Source organism: Pseudomonas sp. X4 (assembly GCF_040784925.1).
Lineage (GTDB): Bacteria > Pseudomonadota > Gammaproteobacteria > Pseudomonadales > Pseudomonadaceae > Aquipseudomonas > Aquipseudomonas putida_Z.
Window position 1 is genome coordinate 4,687,102 of the sequence record NZ_CP160798.1, and the last position, 20,890, is coordinate 4,707,991.

A 20,890-nucleotide genomic window follows, 5' to 3' on the forward strand; every position below is an offset into this window, starting at 1 on the left:
CGTGATGGCCACCGTGCGGGGCGCTGCTGCCGCCACAAAGGCCAGCGCTCATCCACTAACGGGAGAACTACCCAATGTTTGCCTACGTCGGTTCGCGCACCACCCGCGAGCGCAATGCCAGGGGTGACGGTATCACGGTCTATCAGGTGGACCAGCAGGCGGGCACCCTGGAGCGCGTGCAGGTGGTCGGTGACCTGGTCAACCCGTCGTTCCTGGCCCTCAACCGGGCCGGCGACCGTCTGTACAGCGTGCATGGCGATCGCAGCGAAGTCAGCGCCTTCAGCGTCGACCGCAACGATGGCAGCCTGGTCCTGCTCAACACCGTCAGCTGCGAAGGCCGCAACCCGGTGCACCTGGCGCTGGACCCGAGCGAGCGCCACATGATCGTGTCCAACCACATTACCGGCACCCTGGCAGTGCTGGACGTACAGGCCGATGGCCGCCTGGGTGCGGTCAGCCAGCTGGTGCAACTGGAAGGGCCGATCGGGCCGCACCGGGTCGAGCAGCCATTTGCCAAGCCACATTTCAACCCGTTCGATGCCTCGGGCCAGTTTGTGCTGGTGCCGGACAAAGGCCTGGACCGGGTGTTCAGCTTCCGCTTCGACAACGGCAAGTTGTACCCGGCCGAGCAACCCTTCGTGGCCAGTCGCGAAGGCGCCGGGCCACGGCATATCGCGCTGCACCCCAATGCGCCTTACGCCTTTGCCATCAACGAGCTGGATTCCACCGTCACCAGCTACCGCTTCGACGCCATGACCGGTGCACTGCAACCGCTGCAGGTGTTGTCGTCACTGCCCTCGACCTACACCGGCAACAGCCGCGCCTCGGAAATCGAAGTGGACCGCAGCGGGCGTTTTCTCTACGCCTCCAACCGCGGTTACGACAGCATCGCAGTGTTTGCCATCGACCTGCAAAGCGGCCTGCTGACGCTAGCCGATGTGGCGCCGAGCGGTGGCAGCACGCCACGCTTCTTCACCCTTACTCCCAACCAGCGCTTTGTCTTCGCCCTGAACGAAGACAGCGACAGCATCGTTGCCCTGGCAGTCGATGCGCAGCACGGACGCTTGAGCAAGACGGGCTTTGCGGTTTCGACCGGCAGTCCGGTCTGCATGGTTTTTTCTGCCTGAACCGGGCTGCACGTATAACAATGAAAAGGGGCGGGCTCTGGCCTGCCCCATAGTGAGGTTGCCATGAACAACAACAAGACTGTCGATGAACAGGCCACGGTCCGCAAGGTCACCCTGCGCATCATCCCTTTCATGTTCCTGCTTTACATCGTGTCGTACCTGGACCGTGCCAACATCGGCTACGCGGCCCTGGAAATGAACAAGGAGTTGGCCCTGACCAGTGAAGCCTTCGGCTTCATCTCGGGTATCTTCTTCATCGGTTACTTCCTGTTCGAAGTTCCGAGCAACGTCATGCTCAACAAGTACGGTGCGCGGGTGTGGATCGCCCGCATCCTGGTGACTTGGGGAGCCATCGCTGCCGCTACCGCCTTTGCCCAGACCGCCAACCAGCTGTATGTGCTGCGCTTCTTCCTTGGCGTGGCAGAGGCCGGGTTCTTTCCGGGCGTAATCGTGTATCTGACTTACTGGTTCCGCTCCAGGGAGCTGGCCACCACCGTGGCCCTGTTCACGGCGGCGATCCCGGTCAGCTACATCATCGGTGCACCGCTTTCCACCTGGATCATGGACAACATCAAGTGGCTGGACTGGAGCGGCTGGCGCTGGATGCTGTTCCTCGAAGGCGTGCCAGCAATTTTCCTCGGCGTGGCCTGCTTCCTGTTCCTGACCGACAAGCCCGAACAGGCCAAGTGGCTTACCCAGGCAGAAAAGGACTGGCTGATCGCCGAACTGGAACGTGACCGCCAGAGCCGCAAGAATGTAAAGCGCCTGAGTGTGTTCAAGACCATGGTCAACCCCAAGGTGCTGTACCTGGCGTTCATCTACTTCGTGTACCAGTGCGGCAGCCTGGGTGTCGGCTACTGGATGCCGCAGATCATCAAGGGCTTCAGCAGCAGCCTGACCCATACCCAGATCGGCCTGATCGCCATGCTGCCGTACATTGTCGCGACCATTCTGATGGTGGTGTGGTCGCGCAGCTCTGACCGGCGCAACGAGCGCAAGCTGCACTCGGCTATCCCGCTGGCGGTGGCGGCCCTGGGCCTGGTAGGTGCGGCCATGCTGCCAAGCCCGGTGGCATCGATGACGATGATCTGTGTGGCGCTGACCGGGCTATATAGCTTCAAGTCGCCGTTCTGGGCACTGCCTACATTGTTCCTCGACCGCGCCACCGCTGCGGTGTCGATTGCCGTGATCAACTCCATCGGCAACCTCGGCGGCTTTGCCGGGCCGTCGCTGATTGGCGTGGTCAAGGGCGAGACCGGCAGTGCGGCGACCGGGTTGATGTTCCTTAGTGCCTTGTTGCTACTGGCGTTCCTGATGACCTTGCTGATGCGGGTTGACAACAAGGAACCCGGTCAGCCGCAGACCGCATCCGCCCACTAGTCCCTTGGGGCTGCTGCGCAGCCCGTTCGCAGCACAAGGCTGCTCCTGCACAGGAGCACGCCACCTCTGAAGCAACACCAAACCACCAGAAGCGGCCTTGTGTCGCGACAGGGCCGCGCCGCGGCCCCAACAATCCCAGCAAATTCGGAACCGCCAGATGCACAACAACAAGAACATCCTGCGTACCCTGCTAACCCTGTCTCCCTGCCTGGCCGCCGGCACCGTCAGCGCCGAAGGCTTCATCCAGGACAGCAAGGCCAATCTGACGCTGCAGAACTACTATTTCAACCGCGACTTCCGCGACGGCACCGGCCAGTCCAAGCGCGAGGAGTGGGCTCAGGGTTTCCTGCTCGACCTGCGCTCCGGCTACACCCCTGGCACAGTCGGCTTCGGCCTGGACGCCCTGGGCATGCTTGGCATCAAGCTCGATTCAAGCCCCGACCGTGCAGGCTCTGGTCTGCTGCCGGTGCACGACGATGGTCGCGCCGCCGACGAGTTCAGCCGCCTGGGCTTGACCGCCAAGGTCAAGGTGTCTGCCAGCGAGTTCAAGTACGGCACCCTGGTCCCCAAACTGCCGACCGTGCAGGCCAATACCGGCCGCATCCTGCCGCAAACCTTCGAGGGCGGCTTGCTGACGGTCAAGGAAATCGAAGGCTTGACCTTCACCGTTGCGCGCTTCAACCGGATGACCGACCGCGACTCGACCAACGCGACCAGGATTACCCTCAACAACAAGAACCGGCGCTTCGCCGGGGCCGTTGAAGGGGATGACTACTGGATCGGCGGTGCTGACTACGCCTTGAGCAAGCAGCTGGGCATTAGCTACCAGTACGCCGAGTTGCAGGACGTGTACCGGCAGAGCTTCTTCGGCCTCAACCATGTATGGAGCCTGGGCCCGGGGAAGCTCAAGAGTGACCTGCGCTACATGCTCAGTGACGACGCCGGCAAAGCCCGTGGTGGTGCCATCGATAGCGGCGCCCTGAGCGGCATGTTTACCTACAGCCTGGGCGGCCATGCCTTTGGCCTTGGCTTGCAGAAAATGAATGGCGATACCTCAATGCCGTTCCTCAACGGTACCGACCCGTACCTGACCAACTACATCCAGATCAACGACTTTGCCGAGCCGGGCGAGCGTTCGTGGCAGTTGCGCTATGACTACGACTTCGCTGCGCTGGGCATCCCGGGCCTGAGCTTCATGACCCGCTATGTCAAGGGCGACCACGCCGATGCGGCCACCTCGACACAGCAGGGGCGTGAATGGGAGCGCAACACCGATATCGCCTACGTGATCCAGGCCGGCCCCTTGAAGAACGTTGGCATTCGCTGGCGTAATGCGGCCTACCGCTCCAATTTCGCCCGGGGTGCAGACGAAAACCGCCTGATCGTGACCTACACCTTGCCTATCTGGTAAGGCCAGAAAAATTCATGGAGAACCCGATGCCTGCCACCATCGCGCAAGCAGTGCTCAATCAACTTGCCCCCAACGGCATCCTCCCGGTTGCCATCAATCTCGGCAATCCGGTCCTCGCACAGCGTGGCCCGGACGGTGAACCGCAGGGCGTATCGGTCGCTCTTGCCAAGGCTTTGGCCGAAGAGCTTGGCGTTACCCTGCAAATGCATACCTTCGACGCCGCCGGCAAAGTTTTCGCGGCGCTGGAGGAGGGGACCTGGAATCTGGCCTTCCTCGCCATCGAGCCGGTGCGCGAAGCACAGATAGCCTTCAGCGAACCCTATGTACTGATCGAAGGCACGTACCTGGTAAACCGCGATGCGCCGTTCCAACAGGTCGAGCAACTGGACTGTGCCGGCTTGCGCCTGGCCGTGGGCAATGGGGCTGCCTATGACCTGTACCTGAGCCGCACCCTCGAACACGCCGAGTTGGTACGTGCCGATACCTCGGCTGGCGCCGTTGACCTGTTCATCGAGCAAGGCCTGGATGCCGCGGCCGGTGTGCGTCAGCCGTTGCAGAAAGTGGCCGATGCCGACTTGCGGTATCGGGTGCTGGACGGCGCGTTCACCGCCATTCGCCAAGCCATGGCCGTGCCGCGTGGGCGCGAGCAGGCTGCAGCCTATGTGCGGGACTTTGTCGAACGGCAGTTGCGCAGTGGTTTTGTTCGTGGGGCCTTGCTGGCTACCGGGCAAACGGACGTCAGCGCACCGCGTTGAGTTTGGGGGGGCGCTTTGCGCCCCATCGCGACACAAGGCCGCTCCCACAGGTACAGCGTGATCCCGAAGCCTGTGCCGTACCTGGACTGCCCCCGAAAAGTTGGACAGTTTTAGCCAGTGGCCTGAGTCCTGTAGCTGACAGGGCTCAGGCCATTGAGTTTCAGCCTGATGCGGTCATGGTTGTAGTAATGGATGTACTCCTCCAGGCCCGCCTTCAGCTGTTCGACGCTTTCAAAGCGCTTCAGGTAGAAGAACTCTGACTTCAGTGTGCCGAAGAAGCTTTCCATCGCTGCATTATCCAGACAATTACCCTTGCGAGACATGCTCTGCTTCACACCGCGCGCTGCGAGCTTATGGCGGTATTGGGGCTGCTGGTAATGCCATCCCTGGTCTGAGTGGATCACTAGCTTGGGCTTTTCACCCAACCCATCGAGCGCCTTTTCCAGCATGTTCCCAACCAAGCCATAGGTAGGCCGGCAAGCTGTTTCATAGGCGATGATCTCACCGTTGTACAAGTCCATCACGGGCGACAGGTAGAGCTTTTGTTGGGCCACTTTGAACTCAGTGACATCGGTCACCCACTTCTGGTTGGGGCGTTGCGCGACGAAATTACGCTCAAGCAAATTCATGGCCACCTTGCCGACAATGCCGCGATAAGATCGATACTTCTTCGGGCGTACAACGGACTGCAAACCAAGCTCAGCCATCAACCGTTCAATGACCTTCTTGTTGACCAAGGTCCCCTGATTCCTGATGGCAAGGGCAATGCGGCGGTAGCCATACAGCCCTTTCTCCTCGTGATAGACACGCTGCACCAACTCCTTGAGCGAGGCGTGCCTGTCCGGCTTTTGCTGGCACTTGACCTGGTAATAAAAGGTACTGCGTGCCAACCCCACCATCTGCAAGAGGTCAGGCAGCGGATATTTATGTCTGAATTTGCAGACGATCAGGGCTTTTTCGTCCGTGTTCGCTCCTTCTCCTCTCGCAGAGCCTTTAACTCCTTTAGGACATCATTCTCCATACGCAGATACTCGAGCTCGCTCAACAACTGCTCACGAGATTTCTCTGCGTCATTGGTGTCTGTCGGCTTGATGGGCTTAATTTTCTTCGGCACGGCTGATTTTCTTTGTTTGGCGAGAGTGGCTACAGGACTGCCACTGTAGTGCTGCCGCAGCCAAATGCCTATCTGTGAGGACTGTCCAAGGTCAAAGTGCGCCGCTGTTTGGCGCAGGGACAGGCGATGCTCAAGCATGTACTTGAGCACCCGCCGCTTGAATTCCTCGGTGTAGCGGCGACCATGCGAGCGAGGGCTGAGGCTGGCATCGGCTTGGTAGCCAGCAACCCAGCGCCGAAGCAGGCTGAAATCGATGCCAAAGTGTTGTGCCACCTTGCGAAAGCCCCGGCTGCCCTCTAGGTAAGCGGTGATAGCCGTGAGCTTGAACTGCTCTGTGTATTTACCCATAGATCCCCCAAGGGTTGGATTGGTGTCCAACTTCTTGGGGGCAGTCCATACCTGTGGGAGCGGGCATGCCCGCGAAGCAGGCGACGCGGTGGATGGCAGCGGCTCTGCCGGTGTTCGCGGCTAAAGCCGCTCCTACAGGTGCAGCGTGAGCCTGAAGCCTGCGCCGTACTTGTGGGAGCGGGTTCACCCGCGAAGCAGGCGACGCGGTGGATGTGTTCGGTTACTGCGCAGGTTTCGGGTACAAGCTGTACCTGTGGCTGCGGCGCTCATTTACCATGGCGGCTGTTTTTAGCCATTACCAAGGAATCCCTCCATGAGCGCCCCTCAGTTCCGCACCCCCACAGCCGCCGACGCCGAACGCTGCTACGCCATCGAAATCGGTGCCTATGAAGGCGATGAGGCGGCCACGCTGGAGAAGATCCGCACCCGCATCGCGCAGTATCCGCAGGGCTTCCTGGTGCTGGAAAACGTGGGCGAGATCGTTGGTTTCATCAACAGCGGCTGTGCCCACGAAGTGGTGATGTCCGACGAGGCATTCAAGGAGCTGGTCGGGCATGACCCGGCGGCGCCAAATGTGGTGATCATGTCGGTGGTGGTGGACCCGGCGCACCAGGGCAAAGGCTACGCCAAGCAGTTGATGGATGAATTCATCGCACGCATGAAAGCGGCGGGCAAGCTGACCATTCATCTGATGTGCAAGGAACAGCATGTGGCGTTGTACCAGAAGCTGGGCTATCAGTACGTGAAACCGTCGCCGTCGGACCACGGCGGCATGGCCTGGCATGAGATGCTCATGGTCCTCTGATTTAGCAAGACACGGCAGCGTTGCCGGCGATGGGCCGCCAAGGCGGCCCCGAATGGCTGCTTATTCGCCGCTGACCAGCTGGCGTGCCAACTGGTTGTGGCGCTCCAGCACCCGTGGCAGGTCGACCGTGGCCAGCTGGCCATCCTTCACCACCACACGGCCATTGATGACACTGGTGTGCACCTGGGTCGGGGTGCAGAACACCAGCGCCGCCAACGGGTCGTGGTGGCCGCCGGCATAGGCCACGTGGCCGAGGTCGAAGGCGACAAAGTCGGCCACCATGCCTGGGGCCAGGGCGCCGATGTCGTTGCGGTTGAGCACCTTGGCACCGCCGAGCGTTGCAATTTCCAGCGCCTCGCGTGCAGTCATCGCGTCGGGGCCGAAGCCCACCCGTTGCAGCAGCAAGGCCTGGCGCACTTCACCGATCATGCTGGCGCCGTCGTTGGATGCCGAACCGTCGACCCCAAGGCCCACCGGCACCCCGTGGTCGCGCATCTTGCGCACCGGGGCGATGCCCGAGGCCAGGCGCATGTTCGAGCATGGGCAGTGGGCGACACCCGTGCCGGTGCGGGCGAACAGCTCGATGCCATGCTGGTCGAGTTGCACACAGTGGGCGTGCCACACGTCGTGGCCGACCCAGCCGAGGTCTTCGGCATATTCGGCGGGGGTCATGCCGAACTTCTCGCGGCTGTAGGCGATGTCGTTGACGTTCTCGGCCAGGTGGGTGTGCAACGACACCCCGTACTGGCGCGCCAGCACGGCTGCTTCGCGCATCAGGTCGCGGCTGACCGAGAACGGCGAGCAGGGCGCCACCACGATGCGGCGCATCGAGCCGTGGCTGGCGTCGTGATAGTCCTCGATCAGGCGCTGGGACTCCTTGAGGATGTCGGCTTCCTTCTCCACCACCGAATCAGGCGGCAGACCGCCCTGGCTGCGGCCCACGCTCATGCTGCCGCGCGCGGCGTGGAAGCGCATGCCGATCTCGTCGGCGGCATGGATGCTGTCGTCGAGCTTGCAGCCGTTGGGGTAGATGTACAGGTGGTCGCTGGACGTGGTGCAGCCGGACAGGATCAGTTCGGCCATGGCGGTCTGGGTCGACACCGCGATCATCTCGGGGGTCAGGCGCGCCCAGATCGGGTACAGGTTGGTCAGCCAGTTGAACAGTTCGCCGTCCTGGGCTGCCGGCACCACGCGGGTGAGGCTCTGGTACATGTGGTGGTGGGTGTTGACCAGGCCAGGGATGACCACCTTGCCGGCCATGTCCAGCACCACATCGGCGTGCTGTGGCAGGGTATCGCTGGGGCCGACCTGGCGGATCAGGTTGCCTTCGATGAACATTCCGCCGTTCCTGATCTCGCGGCGTTCGCCGTCCATGGTGACCAGAAGTTCGGCGTTTTTGACCAGTAGCGTTCTTGGAGCATTTGTAGATGACATGGCTTAAGCCTGTCGCAATACGCATCGGCGATTACCGATGTCATAGGCGCATGGCATTGTAAGCAAGGTTTTTGCGGATTGTATACAGGGCTGGTAATCCTGTACTGGCCTCTTCGCGGGTAAACCCGCTCCCACAGGTACTGCACAGTGCTTGAATTCTGTGCAGTACCTGTGGGAGCGGGTTTACCCGCGAAGAGGCCAGTACAGGCTACCTCAATGTCAGATCAAACCGCGCCACGGCTGGCGACCCCATCCACCAACCGCGCAATCCCCAGCGGGTTGGCACTTTTCAGCACATCCGGCAGCAGCGCATCCGGGTAGTTCTGGAAGCACACCGGGCGCAGGAAGCGGTCGATGGCCAAGGTACCGACCGAAGTGCCTCGGGCATCGGAGGTAGCCGGGTATGGCCCGCCATGCACCATCGCGTCCGATACCTCTACGCCGGTCGGGTAGCCGTTCAGCAGCAGGCGCCCGGCCTTGCGCTCCAGCAGCGGCACCAGCGTGGCAAAGGCACGCAGGTCGTCCGGTTCGGCAATCAGGGTGGCCGTCAGCTGGCCTTGAAGGTGGTGCAGCGCTTCGGCCAGTTGCTGGGCATCGGCCACTTCCACCACCACGGTGGTCGGGCCGAACACTTCTTCCTGCAGCAGCGGGTCGCTGTCCAGCAGCAGGCTCACGTCCGCCTTGAACAGCTGCGGCTGGGCCTGGGTGCCGGCTTGTGGCTGCCCGGCCAGGTGCTGGATGCCAGGGTGCGCCAGCAGGTGCTGCACACCGTTCTGGTAGCTGCGTAGGGTGCCAGCGTTGAGCATGGTCTGCGGCGCCTGGTCGGCCATGCGCGCCACCAGCGTGTGCACGAAGCGTTCGAACTGCGGCGACTTGATGCCCACCACCAGGCCCGGGTTGGTGCAGAACTGCCCGCAACCCAGCACTACCGAGGCGGCCAGTTCGCCGGCTACCTGCTCGCCACGGGCCTGCAGGGCCTGGGGCAGGACAATTACCGGGTTGATGCTGCTCATTTCGGCGAACACCGGGATCGGCTGCGGGCGCGCAGCCGCCATGTCGCACAGGGCGCGGCCACCACGCAGCGACCCGGTGAAGCCGACCGCCTGGATGGCCGGGTGCTTGACCAGTGCTTCGCCCACGCCGGCGCCATAGATCATGTTGAACACGCCTGCAGGCATGCCGCAGCCGGCCACCGCGCGGTCAATGGCCGCGGCCACGTGGGCAGCGGTCAGCATGTGCCCGCTGTGGGCCTTGAACACCACCGGGCAGCCGGCCGCCAGCGCCGAGGCGGTATCACCGCCGGCGGTGGAGAAGGCCAGCGGGAAGTTGCTGGCACCGAATACAGCCACCGGGCCGACGCCGATGCGGTACTGGCGCAGGTCCGGGCGTGGCAGCGGGGTGCGCTCGGGCAGCGCACGGTCGATGCGCGCACCGAGGAAGTCGCCACGGCGCACCACATCGGCGAACAGGCGCAGCTGGTTGCTGGTGCGGGCGCGCTCACCGCGGATGCGTGCCTCGGGCAGCGCGGTTTCGCGCATCACATGCTGGACGAAGTCATCGCCCAGTGCGTCCAGTTCGTTGGCCATGGCGTCGAGGAAGGCGGCGCGCTGTGCCGGGCTGGTGCTGCGGTAGGCCGGGTAGGCAGCCTCGGCGGCCTGCACGGCGGCTTCGACTTCGTCGCCGGTCGCCTGGTGGAAGGCGTATGGCAGTGGCTCGCCGGTGTGGGCGTCGACGCTGTTCAGCAGCACGTCACCGTTGCCGCTGAGCTGGCCGGCGATGTGGTTCAGGCGATGTTCGATGGACATTTCGTTTCCCGTTGGCAATGACAGACGTTGGGCTGGGACTGTAGGGGGCGAAATGCGTGCTGAATAATGATTAATGCGGATCAGGTGATAACAGATTGTTATCGCAACGGCCTTCTCCAAAAGTTTCCATCGTATGCACGGCCCCCTGTGGGAGCGGGTTCACCCGCGAAGCAGGCGACTCGGTGTATGGCACCGGCTTCGCCGGTATTCGCGGGTAAACCCGCTCCCACAGGGACCGCGCAAATGCTTGAAAGCGCGTGGGTCACTCGGCCATCTGCAACTCCGGCAGCTTTACCCGGAACGCCCGGGTAAGCCCCAGCAGCACCACCAGGCCCATGCCCATCCAGCACAAACCGATGGTGAACGACAGGCTGGTCAGGCTGCTCCACAGCCACAGCGTGCTGAGGAAGCCCAGGCCGGGAATGGCGCCATACAGCAGGTAGTTGCGGCCACCACGCAGCTTGTGGTCGATCAGGTAGTGCTTGACCACGGCCAGGTTCACCGCCGAGAAGGCGAACAGCGCGCCAAAGCTGATCATGTTGGCCACCGTGTCGAGGCTGATCACCAAGGCAATCAGCGACAGCAGGCTGACCAGCAGGATGGCCGTGGCCGGTACGCGCTTTTTCGTCACCAGCTGGCCGAACGCACGGGGCAACGCACCGTCGCGGCCCATGGCGAACAGCACCCGCGACACGCTGGCCTGGGACACCATGGCCGAGGCGAAGCAGCCGGCCACGTAGGTGGCGGTGAAGGCGGTCACCAGCAGTTCGCCGCCGACCCGGCGCATCACGTCCACCGACGCCGAGTCCGGGTCGGCGAAGCTGCCCCAGTCAGGGAACACCATCTGTGCGCAGTACGACACCACCAGGAACAACATGCCGCCGATCAGCGACACGGCGAGGATCGCCACGGGAATGCGGTAGGTGGGGTTGCTGGTTTCCTCGGCCATGGTCGAGACCGCATCGAAGCCCAGGAACGACAGGCACAGCACGGCGGCGCCGGTCATGATCAACGGCACGCTGAAGCCTTCGTGGTGGAACGGCGCCAGCAGCGACACCGGCTGCGCCTGCCCGCCGAGGTTGTGGATGGACAGGGCGACGAACACGACGATGAACACCAGTTGCACCACCACCAGGATCCAGTTCACCCGGGTGATCGACTCGATGCCGATCAGGTTGAGGAAGGTAACCAGGGCAATGGAGCCCGCCACCCACACCCAGGCGTGGATGGCCGGGAAGTACTCCGACATGTAGATGCCGATCAGCAGGTAGCTGAGCAGCGGCAGGAAGATGTAGTCGAGCAGCAGGGTCCAGCCGGCGATGAAGCCGATGTGACTGCCGAAGGCCTTGCGGGTGTAGGTGTAGACCGAGCCGGAGTAGGGGTGGGCCTGGACCATGCGGCCGTAGCTGTAGGCGGTCAGCAGCATGGCGGCGAGGGTCAGCAGGTAGGCGGTGGGCAGGTGCCCCTTGGTCATCTGGGTGACCAGCCCGTAGGTGGTGAATACTGCAAGGGGGACCATGTAGGCCAGGCCGAACAGCACCAGGGCGGGCAGCCCCATGGACTTGCGGAAACGGCCGTTGCTGGCGGTGGGTTGCGACGGGCTATGTGCAGGGCTATGGGCTGTACTTGTTGTTGTATGCATTGCTAACTCCTGGAAAGGGATGCAGGACGCCGCGGTATGCGAGCGGGCTCGATACCGGTGGGTGTTGTGCAAGGAGGTCGAGCGGGTGGCTCGCAGCGCTGGGGCGGGTTGATGCTCCCACACCCCGCCGGTACCCGGAATCACCCTTTGGGGTGAGCCGGCAGGGGGCTTTGCCTGCTCACCCCAAAGGGTGATTTCGGTGTTTGCAGTGCCATGGGAGTATCTGGCCAACGACGCACCGCACTGGCGGCGGTGCCTTTACTTGAGACGGCAGGCCCAAAGTGACTGATCAATTGCTTTCGCAACAGTGGTTCGAGCACCTGGCCAAGGTCACCGAGGCGATCGGCCGACCGGGCTTTGCCGCCACCCTGTTTGCTGCGCTTGGCGTGATTCGGCCGATCCAGGCGACCACGGTGTACCTGTACCCGCACGACGGCATGCCCTGCGCGCTGTTCGAGCAGGACGACAAGGCGCCCTGGCAGCCCGAGGGCAATGTCAGCCGCTACCTGTCCGGCTTCTATCTGCTCGACCCGTTCTACGGGGCCTGTGTGGAGCAGGTCGAGTCCGGTTGCTACGGCCTGTTCGAAGTGGCGCCCGACCACTTCGAGGTCAGCGAGTACTACCAGTCGTTCTACCGGCACTCGCACCTGGAGGATGAGCTCAACTACATCCTGCAGGTCGCGCCCGGGCAGAGCCTGGCGGTATCGCTGGCGTTCACCGACAAGCTCGATGGGCAAACCCGTGCGCTGTTCGCGCGTATCACGCCCTGGGTGCTGGCGGTGCTCGGCAAGCACTTCGCCGGGCTGGACAGCCGCACCGGGCGCTTCGAGAACATCCTCGAGCAGCGCATCCACGCGGCGTTGAACAACTTCGGCAGCTCGCTGCTGACCGAGCGTGAGTGCCGTATCGCCCAGCTGATCCTGCGTGGCCACTCGACCAAGTCGCTGGCCGAGCGCCTGGGGGTGTCGGAGGACACCATCAAGTCACACCGCAAGAACGTCTACGCCAAGCTCGACATCGGTACCCAGTCCGAGCTGTTCTCCCTGTTCATCGACGCGCTGGCCAATGCCCAGGGCGTGCTGGGCAAGGACCCGCTGGAAAGCTACATGGGCAAGCTGCGCTGAGCGCAAGCCACCCTGCAACCCCACCGCAAAGGAAAACCAACAATGAATGCGCCTTTCGCCCCGCAACGCCAGACCCGTGACTACCAGGCAGCCGATGCCGCGCACCACATCCATGCCTTCCTCGACCAGAAGGCGCTGAACGCCGAAGGGCCGCGGGTGATCGTCGGTGGCGAACGCCTGCACCTGTGGGACAGCGAGGGCAAGCGCTACCTGGATGGCATGTCCGGCCTGTGGTGCACCCAGCTCGGCTACGGCCGTCGCGACCTGACCGCTGCCGCAGCCACGCAGATGGACCAGCTGGCCTACTACAACATGTTCTTCCACACCACCCACCCGGCGGTGATCGAACTGTCCGAGCTGCTGTTCAGCCTGTTGCCGGGGCACTACAGCCACGCGATCTACACCAACTCCGGCTCCGAGGCCAACGAGGTGCTGATCCGTACCGTGCGCCGCTACTGGCAGGTGGTTGGCCAGCCGAACAAGAAGATCATGATCGGCCGCTGGAACGGTTACCACGGCTCGACCCTGGCCGCCACGGCGCTGGGTGGCATGAAGTTCATGCACGAAATGGGCGGGTTGATTCCGGATGTGGCGCACATCGATGAACCGTACTGGTACGCCGAGGGCGGCGAGCTGACCCCGGCCGAGTTCGGCCGCCGCTGCGCCCTGCAACTGGAGGAGAAGATCCTTGAACTGGGTGCCGAGAACGTCGCCGGCTTTATCGCCGAGCCGTTCCAGGGCGCAGGCGGCATGATCTTCCCGCCGGAAAGCTACTGGCCCGAGATCCAGCGCATCTGCCGCCAGTACGACGTGCTGCTGTGCGCCGATGAAGTGATCGGCGGCTTTGGCCGCACTGGCGAATGGTTCGCCCACGAGTACTTCGGCTTCGAGCCTGACACCCTGTCGATCGCCAAGGGCCTGACCAGCGGCTACGTGCCCATGGGCGGCCTGGTGCTGAGCAAGCGCATTGCCGAGGCGCTGGTGGAGCGGGGTGGGGTGTTCGCCCACGGCCTGACCTATTCCGGCCACCCGGTGGCGGCGGCGGTGGCCATCGCCAACCTGAAGGCGCTGCGTGACGAAGGCATCGTGCGCCAGGTGAAGGACGACACCGGGCCGTACCTGCAACGCATCCTGCGCGAGGTGTTTGCCGACCACCCGTTGATCGGCCAGGTGCAGGGCGCCGGGTTGGTGGCGGCGCTGCAGTTCGCCGAGCACAAGCCGACGCGCAAGCGCTTCGCCAACGAGAATGACCTGGCCTGGCAGTGCCGCACCTTCGGTTTCGAGGAAGGGGTGATCATTCGCTCCACCCTGGGCCGGATGATCATGGCGCCGGCGCTGATCGCCAACCACAGCGAGCTGGATGAGCTGGTGGAGAAGACCCGCATCGCCGTGGACCGCACGGCGCGCCTGGTCGGCAAGCTCTAAAAACCTGCGAGCGCTCCGCAGCCCCTGTGGGAGCGGGTTCACCCGCGAAGAATGCGACGCGGTGCATGGCACCGGCTTCGCCGGTGTTCGCGGCGGTTCGACGCCTCGATGAACCCGCTCCCCCGGGGCTGTATCGACACTGCACCTTACGAGCAACAGAGACCGCCACGACGGTCGCCTGGAGTACAAATGTACACCCTCGAATTCTGGCAACAACGTGCCTCGGACCTCTACCTCCCGGCCAATGCACTGATCGACGGCAAGCCCGTCAACGCACAGGACGGCGCCACCTTCGCCGCCATCAACCCCGCCACCAACAAGGTGCTGGCCCAGGTCACCGCCTGCGGCCAGGCCGAGGTCGACCTGGCCGTCGCCAGCGCCCGCAGGGCTTTCGAACAAGGCCCATGGCCGCGCATGGCCCCCGGCGAGCGCAAGAAAGTGCTGCTGCGCCTGGCCGAGCTGATCATGGCCCATCGCGAAGAACTGGCCCTGCTCGACTCGCTGAACATGGGCAAGCCGGTCATGGACGCCTACAACATTGACGTGCCGGGCTCGGCGCAGGTGTTCGCCTGGTACGGCGAGGCGCTGGACAAGCTGTACGACCAGGTGGCACCCACCGCGCCCAACGCGCTGGCCACCATCACCCGCGAAGCCCTCGGCGTGGTCGCCGCCGTGGTGCCGTGGAATTTCCCGCTCGACATGGCCGCCTGGAAGCTCGCCCCGGCGCTGGCTGCCGGCAACAGCGTGGTGCTCAAGCCCGCCGAGCAATCACCGTTCTCGGCCCTGCGCCTGGCCCAGCTGGCGTTGCAGGCCGGTGTGCCGGAAGGCGTGCTGAACGTGGTGCCGGGCCTGGGCGAGCAGGCCGGGCAGGCGCTGGGCCTGCACCCGGACGTGGATTGCCTGGTGTTCACCGGCTCCACCCAGGTGGGCAAGTACTTCATGCAGTACTCGGCACAGTCCAACCTCAAGCAGGTATGGCTGGAGTGCGGCGGCAAGAGCCCCAACCTGGTGTTCGAAAACTGCCAGGACCTGGACCTGGCTGCGGAAAAGGCGGCATTCGGTATCTTCTTCAACCAGGGTGAGGTGTGCTCGGCCAACTCGCGGCTGTACGTGCAGCGCTCCATCCATGACGAGTTCATCGAGCGCCTGCAGGCCAAGGCCCGTCAGTGGCTGCCAGGCAACCCGCTGGACCCGGCGAGCCGTGCCGGTGCCATTGTGGATGCCGGGCAGACCGGCCGGATCGAAACCGCCATCGCCCGTGCCGGGCAGGACGGGGCGCGGTTGGTGTGCGGTGGCCGGCGCCTGACTATCGACGGCTCGGACAATTACATCGAGCCGACCATTTTTGCCGGGGTTGATGGCCGTATGAGCCTGGCGCGGGAGGAGGTATTCGGGCCGGTGCTTGCGGTCAGTGCCTTCGACAGTGAAGAGCAGGCCGTGCGCCTGGCCAACGACAGCATCTATGGGCTGGCGGCGTCGGTGTGGAGCGATGACTTCAACCAGGTGCACCGCGTGGCGCGGGCGTTGAAGGCCGGCACCGTGTCGGTGAACACGGTCGACGCGCTGGACGTGACGGTGCCGTTCGGCGGCGGCAGGCAGTCCGGGTTTGGCCGCGACCTGTCGCTGCACTCGTTCGATAAGTATTCGCAGCTCAAGACCACCTGGTACCAGTTGCGCGCCTGATACATCCGATCTTGCACCGCGTCGCCTATTTCGCGGGCTCGCCCGCTCCCACAGGTACTGCACTGGCTCAGGTGCTGCGCGGTCCCTTGTGGGAGACCACCTGGTACCAGGTGCGCGCCTGATACATCCGGTCTTGCACCGCGTCGCCTGCTTCGCGGTACCCGGATCATTCATGGCGTTCCGTTAATTTTCTTTGCCAACCCGGCAGAAAGCTCGGGTCCGCTCTACACTGCTGTCAAGATGGGGCTGGGCTATGTGCCACCACGCCCCCGTCTCGCTGCCTGCGAATGGCTTCGGCCTGCATGATCGTCCTGGCTGCCCCGTCAAACCGCCATACATGGAGTACCTGGGATGGGCTGCGTGTCGAATGGTCGTGCTGCTGGCAACGCCGGACGTGGCATTTCACTGCAGTGGCTGGTGGCACTCGCCATCGTGCTGGGCATGTTGCTGCTCGGCGCCGCCCTGGCCTGGCAGGGCTATCACGGCATTCGCCAGACCTTGGTGGCCGCAGCAGGTGATTCTGCCCAGCAAATTGGCAAGACCATCGACGAGCGCGCCCGGCGCCTGATCGACCCGGTGCACAGCAGTATCCGCCTGCTCGCCCACAACCCGGCCGCGCAAACCCCGGCGCAGCGCCTGGAACGCTTGCCGCAACTGGTCGAGACGCTGGACGCCAACCGCATGCTCAGTGCTGCCTACATGGGTTACCCCAGTGGTGAGTTCCTGCTGGTGCGCCGCTTGCGCGACCCGCAGTTGCTGCAGCGTTTCGCCGCGCCGCCGGGCACCGTGTTCCTGGTGCAGAGCGTCAGCCGTGAGGGCGGGGCGGTGCAGGGTGAATGGCGCTTCTACGACCACGCGCTGAACCTGCTGCAGGCCCAGGCCAAGCCCGAATACCGCTACGACCCGCGCACGCGCCCGTGGTTTGTCGAGGCCAGCGCCCAACCCACCACCGTACTGACCCACCCCTATGTGTTCTTCACCACCCGCGAGATCGGCCTGACCATGGCCCAGCGCAGTGTCGACGGCGGGGCGGTGATCGGCATGGACGTTTCGGTCGATGACCTGGCCAGCGAGACCCAGGGCCTGCGCATGACCCCCGGCACCGAGATCGTCGTGGTCGACGACCAGGGCAGCGTGGTGGCCTACCCGGACCTGCAGCGGGTAATCGTGCACGAAGGGCAGGCCGTGCGCTTGTCGCGCATCGGCGAACTGGGCATCCCCAGCCTGCAGCACCTTTACGCCGACCTGCCGCAAGGCACCCGGCCACAGCCTTATCAGGTGGACGGCCAGACCTGGTATGGCATGCGCGTACAACTGACCAACCTGGCCGGGCAGGACCTGCAGGTGCTGATTGCCGTGCCAGGCCATGAGTTGCTGGCCGGTGCGCGCAAGGTACTGCTCGAACAGTTGCTCTGGACCGCCGCCCTGATAACCGTGCTGCTGGTGCTCGGTGGTGTGCTCGGCCGGCGCATCGGCCGCCCGTTGCGGCTGCTGGCCGAACAGCTTCAAGGCGTGGCGGGTTTTGATTTCAGCCGCGAAGTCGGGGTGCGCTCGCGGGTGTCCGAGGTACGTGAGCTGAGCCGCGTGCTCAGCCGCATGTCCGGCACCATCCGCAGCTTCCAGGCGATTACCCTCACGCTCAGCCGCGAGCGCGACCTGGAGCGCATGCTCGACGGTGTGTTGACCCATCTGGTGGAAGCCGCCGGGGTCAGTGCCGGCGTGGTGTACCTGTTCGATGCCGAACATGCCTTGCTGCGCCTGGCCGCGGCCTGCCGTGGCGAGCAGTACCCTGGCGAGCTGGCCGTGGATGAGACTGCCCAGCAGCACCTCGCCACGGCGGTGACCCAGGCTCTCGGCCTGCATGAGGGCAGCATGGCCTTGGTATTGAATGACCGTAGCCAGGCGTTGCTGGGCATCCTGGTCCTGCAACTGGGCGATGGACCTGTACACGAGCAGACAGGCCAGCCGTTCCGCAGCTTTGTTGCCGAACTGTCCGGGGTGGTGGCGGTGGCCATCGAGACACGCCAGCTGGTCGAAGCCCAGCAACGCCTGCTGGATGCCATGATCAAGCTGCTGGCCGATGCCATCGATGCCAAGAGCCCCTATACCGGCGGCCATTGCGAGCGGGTGCCACAACTGGCGCAGATGCTGCTGGACCAGGCGGTGGCGGCCGAAACCGGCCCGTACGCCAGCTTCAGCATGACCGAGGCTGAACGCTACGAATTCCACGTGGCGGCCTGGCTGCACGACTGCGGCAAGGTCACCAGCCCCGAGTATGTGGTGGACAAGGCGACCAAGCTGGAAACCTTGTACAACCGTATCCACGAGGTACGCATGCGTTTCGAGGTGCTCTGGCGGGATGCCGAGCTGGCCTATTGGCAAGGCCTGGCCAGCGGTGGCGACCAGCAGGCGCTGCAAGCCACCCTGGCGCGCAGCCAGGCCCAGCTGCAGGACGACTTCGCCTTCGTCGCCCAGGCCAACATCGGCGGCGAGTTCATGCAGGACGCCGACATCGAACGCCTGCAGCAGATTGGCCAGCGCCGCTGGCAGCGCCATTTCGACAACCGCCTGGGCATCTCCCGTGATGAGGTGGAGCGCTTTGCCGATGTGCCTGCGCCTGCGCTACCGGTTGACGAACCACTGCTGGCCGACCGCCCTGAGCATTGCGTGCCCTGGGGCCCCCGCAAGCCCCCGGTGGCCAAGGGCGACCCGCGCAACCGCTGGGGCTTCGACATGCGCTTGCCGGCCTGTGCCAGCAATCATGGCGAGTTGTACAACCTGGCGATCCGCCGCGGCACGCTGAATGATGAGGAACGCTTCAAGATCAACGAACACATCGTGCAGACCATCATCATGCTCAGTTCCTTGCCGTTCCCCCGCCAGCTCAAGCGGGTGCCGGACATCGCCGGCAACCACCACGAGAAAATGGACGGCAGCGGCTACCCGCGCCGGCTGGGCGAGCAGGACCTGGGCATTGCCGAGCGGGTGATGGCGATTGCCGACATCTTCGAGGCGCTGACCGCGGCGGACCGGCCCTACAAGGCGCCGAAGACCCTGTCCGAGTCGGTGAAGATCCTGGTGGGCATGGCCCGTGGCGGGCACATCGACGGCCAGTTGCTGGAGCTGTTCCTCAGCAGCGGGGTGTACCGCCAGTATGCCGAGCGGTTCCTGCGTGCCGAGCAGATCGATGAGGTGGATGTGGCGTACTGGTTGGGGCAGATGCATTGCCCGGCTTGAGCGAAAAATCAGATTTAGCCCCTTCCTTGTAGGCCATTTCCCAAAGATACTCACGCCGCCTGTTTCCCGTTGCGGCCGCTTTGGCAGCGCTCTAGTCTCGGCGGGTCGCTGCACATCAGCGATCGGCTTTGACAGGCCGCTTTGGGTTGATCGCATGGCTGAACTTTCAATGGCAGCTGTGCGTAGGGCACGTTCGCGTGCGCCGGTAACTGATCAACTCCGCCGGTCTGTCAACCTACGTACAGTTGCCGCCCTCCCGTTTGACAGCAGGTGTGTGGTAGCTCCATCAAGGAGTTGATTCATGCTGAAAGTTGTCCCCGATCCACCCCACATCCCCCCATTCCTTCGAAGACAGCAGATGCCCGATGGGCGCAGCACTTTGCATTAAGGCTTTATTGATGTGTCGCCAGGGCTGGCCTCTTCGCGGGTGAACCCGCTCCCACAGGATCACCACAGACTTCAAGACTTGCACAGTACCTGTGGGAGCGGGTTTACCCGCGAAAGGGCCGGCTCAGGCAGTCGAGATATTTCAGGGGGATTCACCAATGACCACAGAAGACACCCAATTCACCGTCGGCAAGACCACCTTCTACCAAGGCGAAAACGGCACCCATCCACTGTTCCGCATCGAGCCCGGCATCCCCTGTCGCGATGCCCGCGAGCAGTCCTCGGAATTGATGGGCTATGTCCGCGAACTGACCATCACCGGCCTGATGGATGAGAAACCGATGATGATCTGGGCCGCCCATTACCTGAGCGCAATGGCCAAGGCGCTGATGGATGATGCCGAGCTGGGCATGAAGCACTGAGGTATCGCAGATCTGCGTGATTACTTTGCAGGAGCGGCCTTGTGTCGCGAAAGGGGTGCGAAGCGCCCCCAACGATCTGTGCACCACCGCAAAAACGCCGGGGCCGCTTTGCGGCCCTTTCGCGACACAAGGCCGCTCCTACAGGAATCGCGCCGTTAATGAGGAACAGGGCAGGCCGGCGCAGGTCAATGCATCAGTTCATCCACCCCGACCCACCCACCATCGAACTCATCCATGGCATCCAGCACCGCTTCACGGAAATACGCCAGCGACGCCCGATCAAACAGCAACTGCAACGCCGGCCTCTCATCGCTCCCCACATTCAGCACGATCACGTTGATCCGCGCCGCCGAGGTCTGCGCGACCGCCCCAACGGGAAACGCCTGGGCGCGCAAGTCCACCCCGCACAACTTGGCCATCACCGCGCTGCAATACTCCCCCGACAGCTGCAGCCAGGCATGGCTATCCTGGCGCGGCAGCAGGTAGTTGCGCCGGGCATCCTGCACCCACCCGGCCTCTTCGGCAGCCACCCGTGCACCGCCGTCCGCCAGGCTGCCCAACAGCAGGTACTCGGTCTGCGACAAGCGCGCTACCCAGCCACCGTCTTGCTGGCGCACGGCCTGGTTGGGTAGCGACGGCAAGCGGTAGCCACGCGCCTGCAGGCAAGCGGCACTGTCGCCCCCTCGAAACCCGACCCGTGCCAGATCGGTCAGGTCAGTCAACGCGCAGTTGTGCAACAGCTCGGCCCGCGGGCTGTGTGGAATAAAAGCTTCGGCTTGCAAACTGGTCAT

15 protein-coding genes are annotated in these 20,890 nt (G+C 63.8%); 10 read left to right on the forward strand and 5 right to left on the reverse strand.

The features are described 5' to 3' along the window. Positions 1–74 precede the first annotated feature (74 nt). From ABX298_RS20935 to ABX298_RS20950, 4 genes are all read left to right on the forward strand, one after another. Complete coding sequence (locus ABX298_RS20935) at positions 75–1,127, forward strand: lactonase family protein (RefSeq protein WP_075044851.1); 1,053 nt, start codon at positions 75–77, stop codon at positions 1,125–1,127. A 63-nt stretch (positions 1,128–1,190) separates the two neighbouring features. Continuing rightward, positions 1,191–2,507, forward strand: a complete 1,317-nt coding sequence (locus ABX298_RS20940) for an MFS transporter (protein ID WP_075044852.1) — start codon at positions 1,191–1,193, stop codon at positions 2,505–2,507. A 157-nt stretch (positions 2,508–2,664) separates the two neighbouring features. After that, positions 2,665–3,918, forward strand: a complete 1,254-nt coding sequence (locus tag ABX298_RS20945; RefSeq protein ID WP_075044853.1) for an OprD family porin — start codon at positions 2,665–2,667, stop codon at positions 3,916–3,918. 26 nt (positions 3,919–3,944) lie between these two features. Continuing rightward, positions 3,945–4,673, forward strand: a complete 729-nt coding sequence (locus ABX298_RS20950; RefSeq protein WP_075044854.1) for a transporter substrate-binding domain-containing protein — start codon at positions 3,945–3,947, stop codon at positions 4,671–4,673. 110 nt (positions 4,674–4,783) lie between these two features. Here ABX298_RS20950 and ABX298_RS20955 read toward each other — a convergent pair. After that, a protein-coding gene (locus tag ABX298_RS20955; RefSeq protein WP_237140941.1) for an IS3 family transposase occupies positions 4,784–6,135 on the reverse strand; the annotation gives its coding sequence in 2 pieces (ribosomal slippage) (positions 4,784–5,658 and positions 5,658–6,135; 1,353 coding nt in all). Between the two features lie 313 nt (positions 6,136–6,448). On the opposite strand from ABX298_RS20955, the gene ABX298_RS20960 reads away from it, so the two are divergent. Further along, entirely contained in the window at positions 6,449–6,940 is a 492-nt protein-coding gene (locus ABX298_RS20960) for a GNAT family N-acetyltransferase (RefSeq protein WP_367393577.1), read from the forward strand. A gap of 60 nt (positions 6,941–7,000) precedes the next feature. Here ABX298_RS20960 and ABX298_RS20965 read toward each other — a convergent pair whose 3' ends face one another. From ABX298_RS20965 to ABX298_RS20975, 3 genes are all read right to left on the reverse strand, one after another. Next, positions 7,001–8,374, reverse strand: a complete 1,374-nt coding sequence (locus tag ABX298_RS20965) for an 8-oxoguanine deaminase (RefSeq protein ID WP_025338655.1) — start codon at positions 8,372–8,374, stop codon at positions 7,001–7,003. 224 nt (positions 8,375–8,598) lie between these two features. Further along, positions 8,599–10,179, reverse strand: coding sequence for an aldehyde dehydrogenase (NADP(+)) (locus ABX298_RS20970; protein ID WP_367393578.1), 1,581 nt, complete (start codon positions 10,177–10,179; stop codon positions 8,599–8,601). 262 nt (positions 10,180–10,441) lie between these two features. Next, the gene (locus ABX298_RS20975) at positions 10,442–11,821 is read right to left on the reverse strand and encodes an APC family permease (protein ID WP_075044858.1); all 1,380 of its coding nucleotides are present in this window, start codon (positions 11,819–11,821) and stop codon (positions 10,442–10,444) included. 281 nt (positions 11,822–12,102) lie between these two features. Here ABX298_RS20975 and ABX298_RS20980 point away from each other — a divergent pair, with 281 nt between their 5' ends. From ABX298_RS20980 to ABX298_RS21000, 5 genes are all read left to right on the forward strand, one after another. Next, positions 12,103–12,945, forward strand: a complete 843-nt coding sequence (locus ABX298_RS20980) for a helix-turn-helix transcriptional regulator (protein WP_075044859.1) — start codon at positions 12,103–12,105, stop codon at positions 12,943–12,945. A 42-nt stretch (positions 12,946–12,987) separates the two neighbouring features. Continuing rightward, the gene (locus tag ABX298_RS20985) at positions 12,988–14,370 is read left to right on the forward strand and encodes an aspartate aminotransferase family protein (RefSeq protein ID WP_025338659.1); all 1,383 of its coding nucleotides are present in this window, start codon (positions 12,988–12,990) and stop codon (positions 14,368–14,370) included. A 189-nt stretch (positions 14,371–14,559) separates the two neighbouring features. Continuing rightward, a complete protein-coding gene (locus tag ABX298_RS20990) occupies positions 14,560–16,053 on the forward strand; it encodes an aldehyde dehydrogenase (RefSeq protein ID WP_274079009.1) in 1,494 nt (497 codons plus the stop codon). Positions 16,054–16,404: 351 nt separating this feature from the next. Continuing rightward, positions 16,405–19,290 (forward strand): HD domain-containing phosphohydrolase, encoded by a 2,886-nt coding sequence (locus ABX298_RS20995; protein ID WP_367393579.1) that lies wholly within the window; start codon positions 16,405–16,407, stop codon positions 19,288–19,290. A gap of 545 nt (positions 19,291–19,835) precedes the next feature. Beyond that, a complete protein-coding gene (locus ABX298_RS21000) occupies positions 19,836–20,099 on the forward strand; it encodes a DUF3077 domain-containing protein (protein ID WP_023660664.1) in 264 nt (87 codons plus the stop codon). Positions 20,100–20,284: 185 nt separating this feature from the next. Here the strand turns inward: ABX298_RS21000 and ABX298_RS21005 are convergent, their stop codons facing one another. Then, entirely contained in the window at positions 20,285–20,890 is a 606-nt protein-coding gene (locus ABX298_RS21005; protein WP_085590969.1) for a sarcosine oxidase, read from the reverse strand.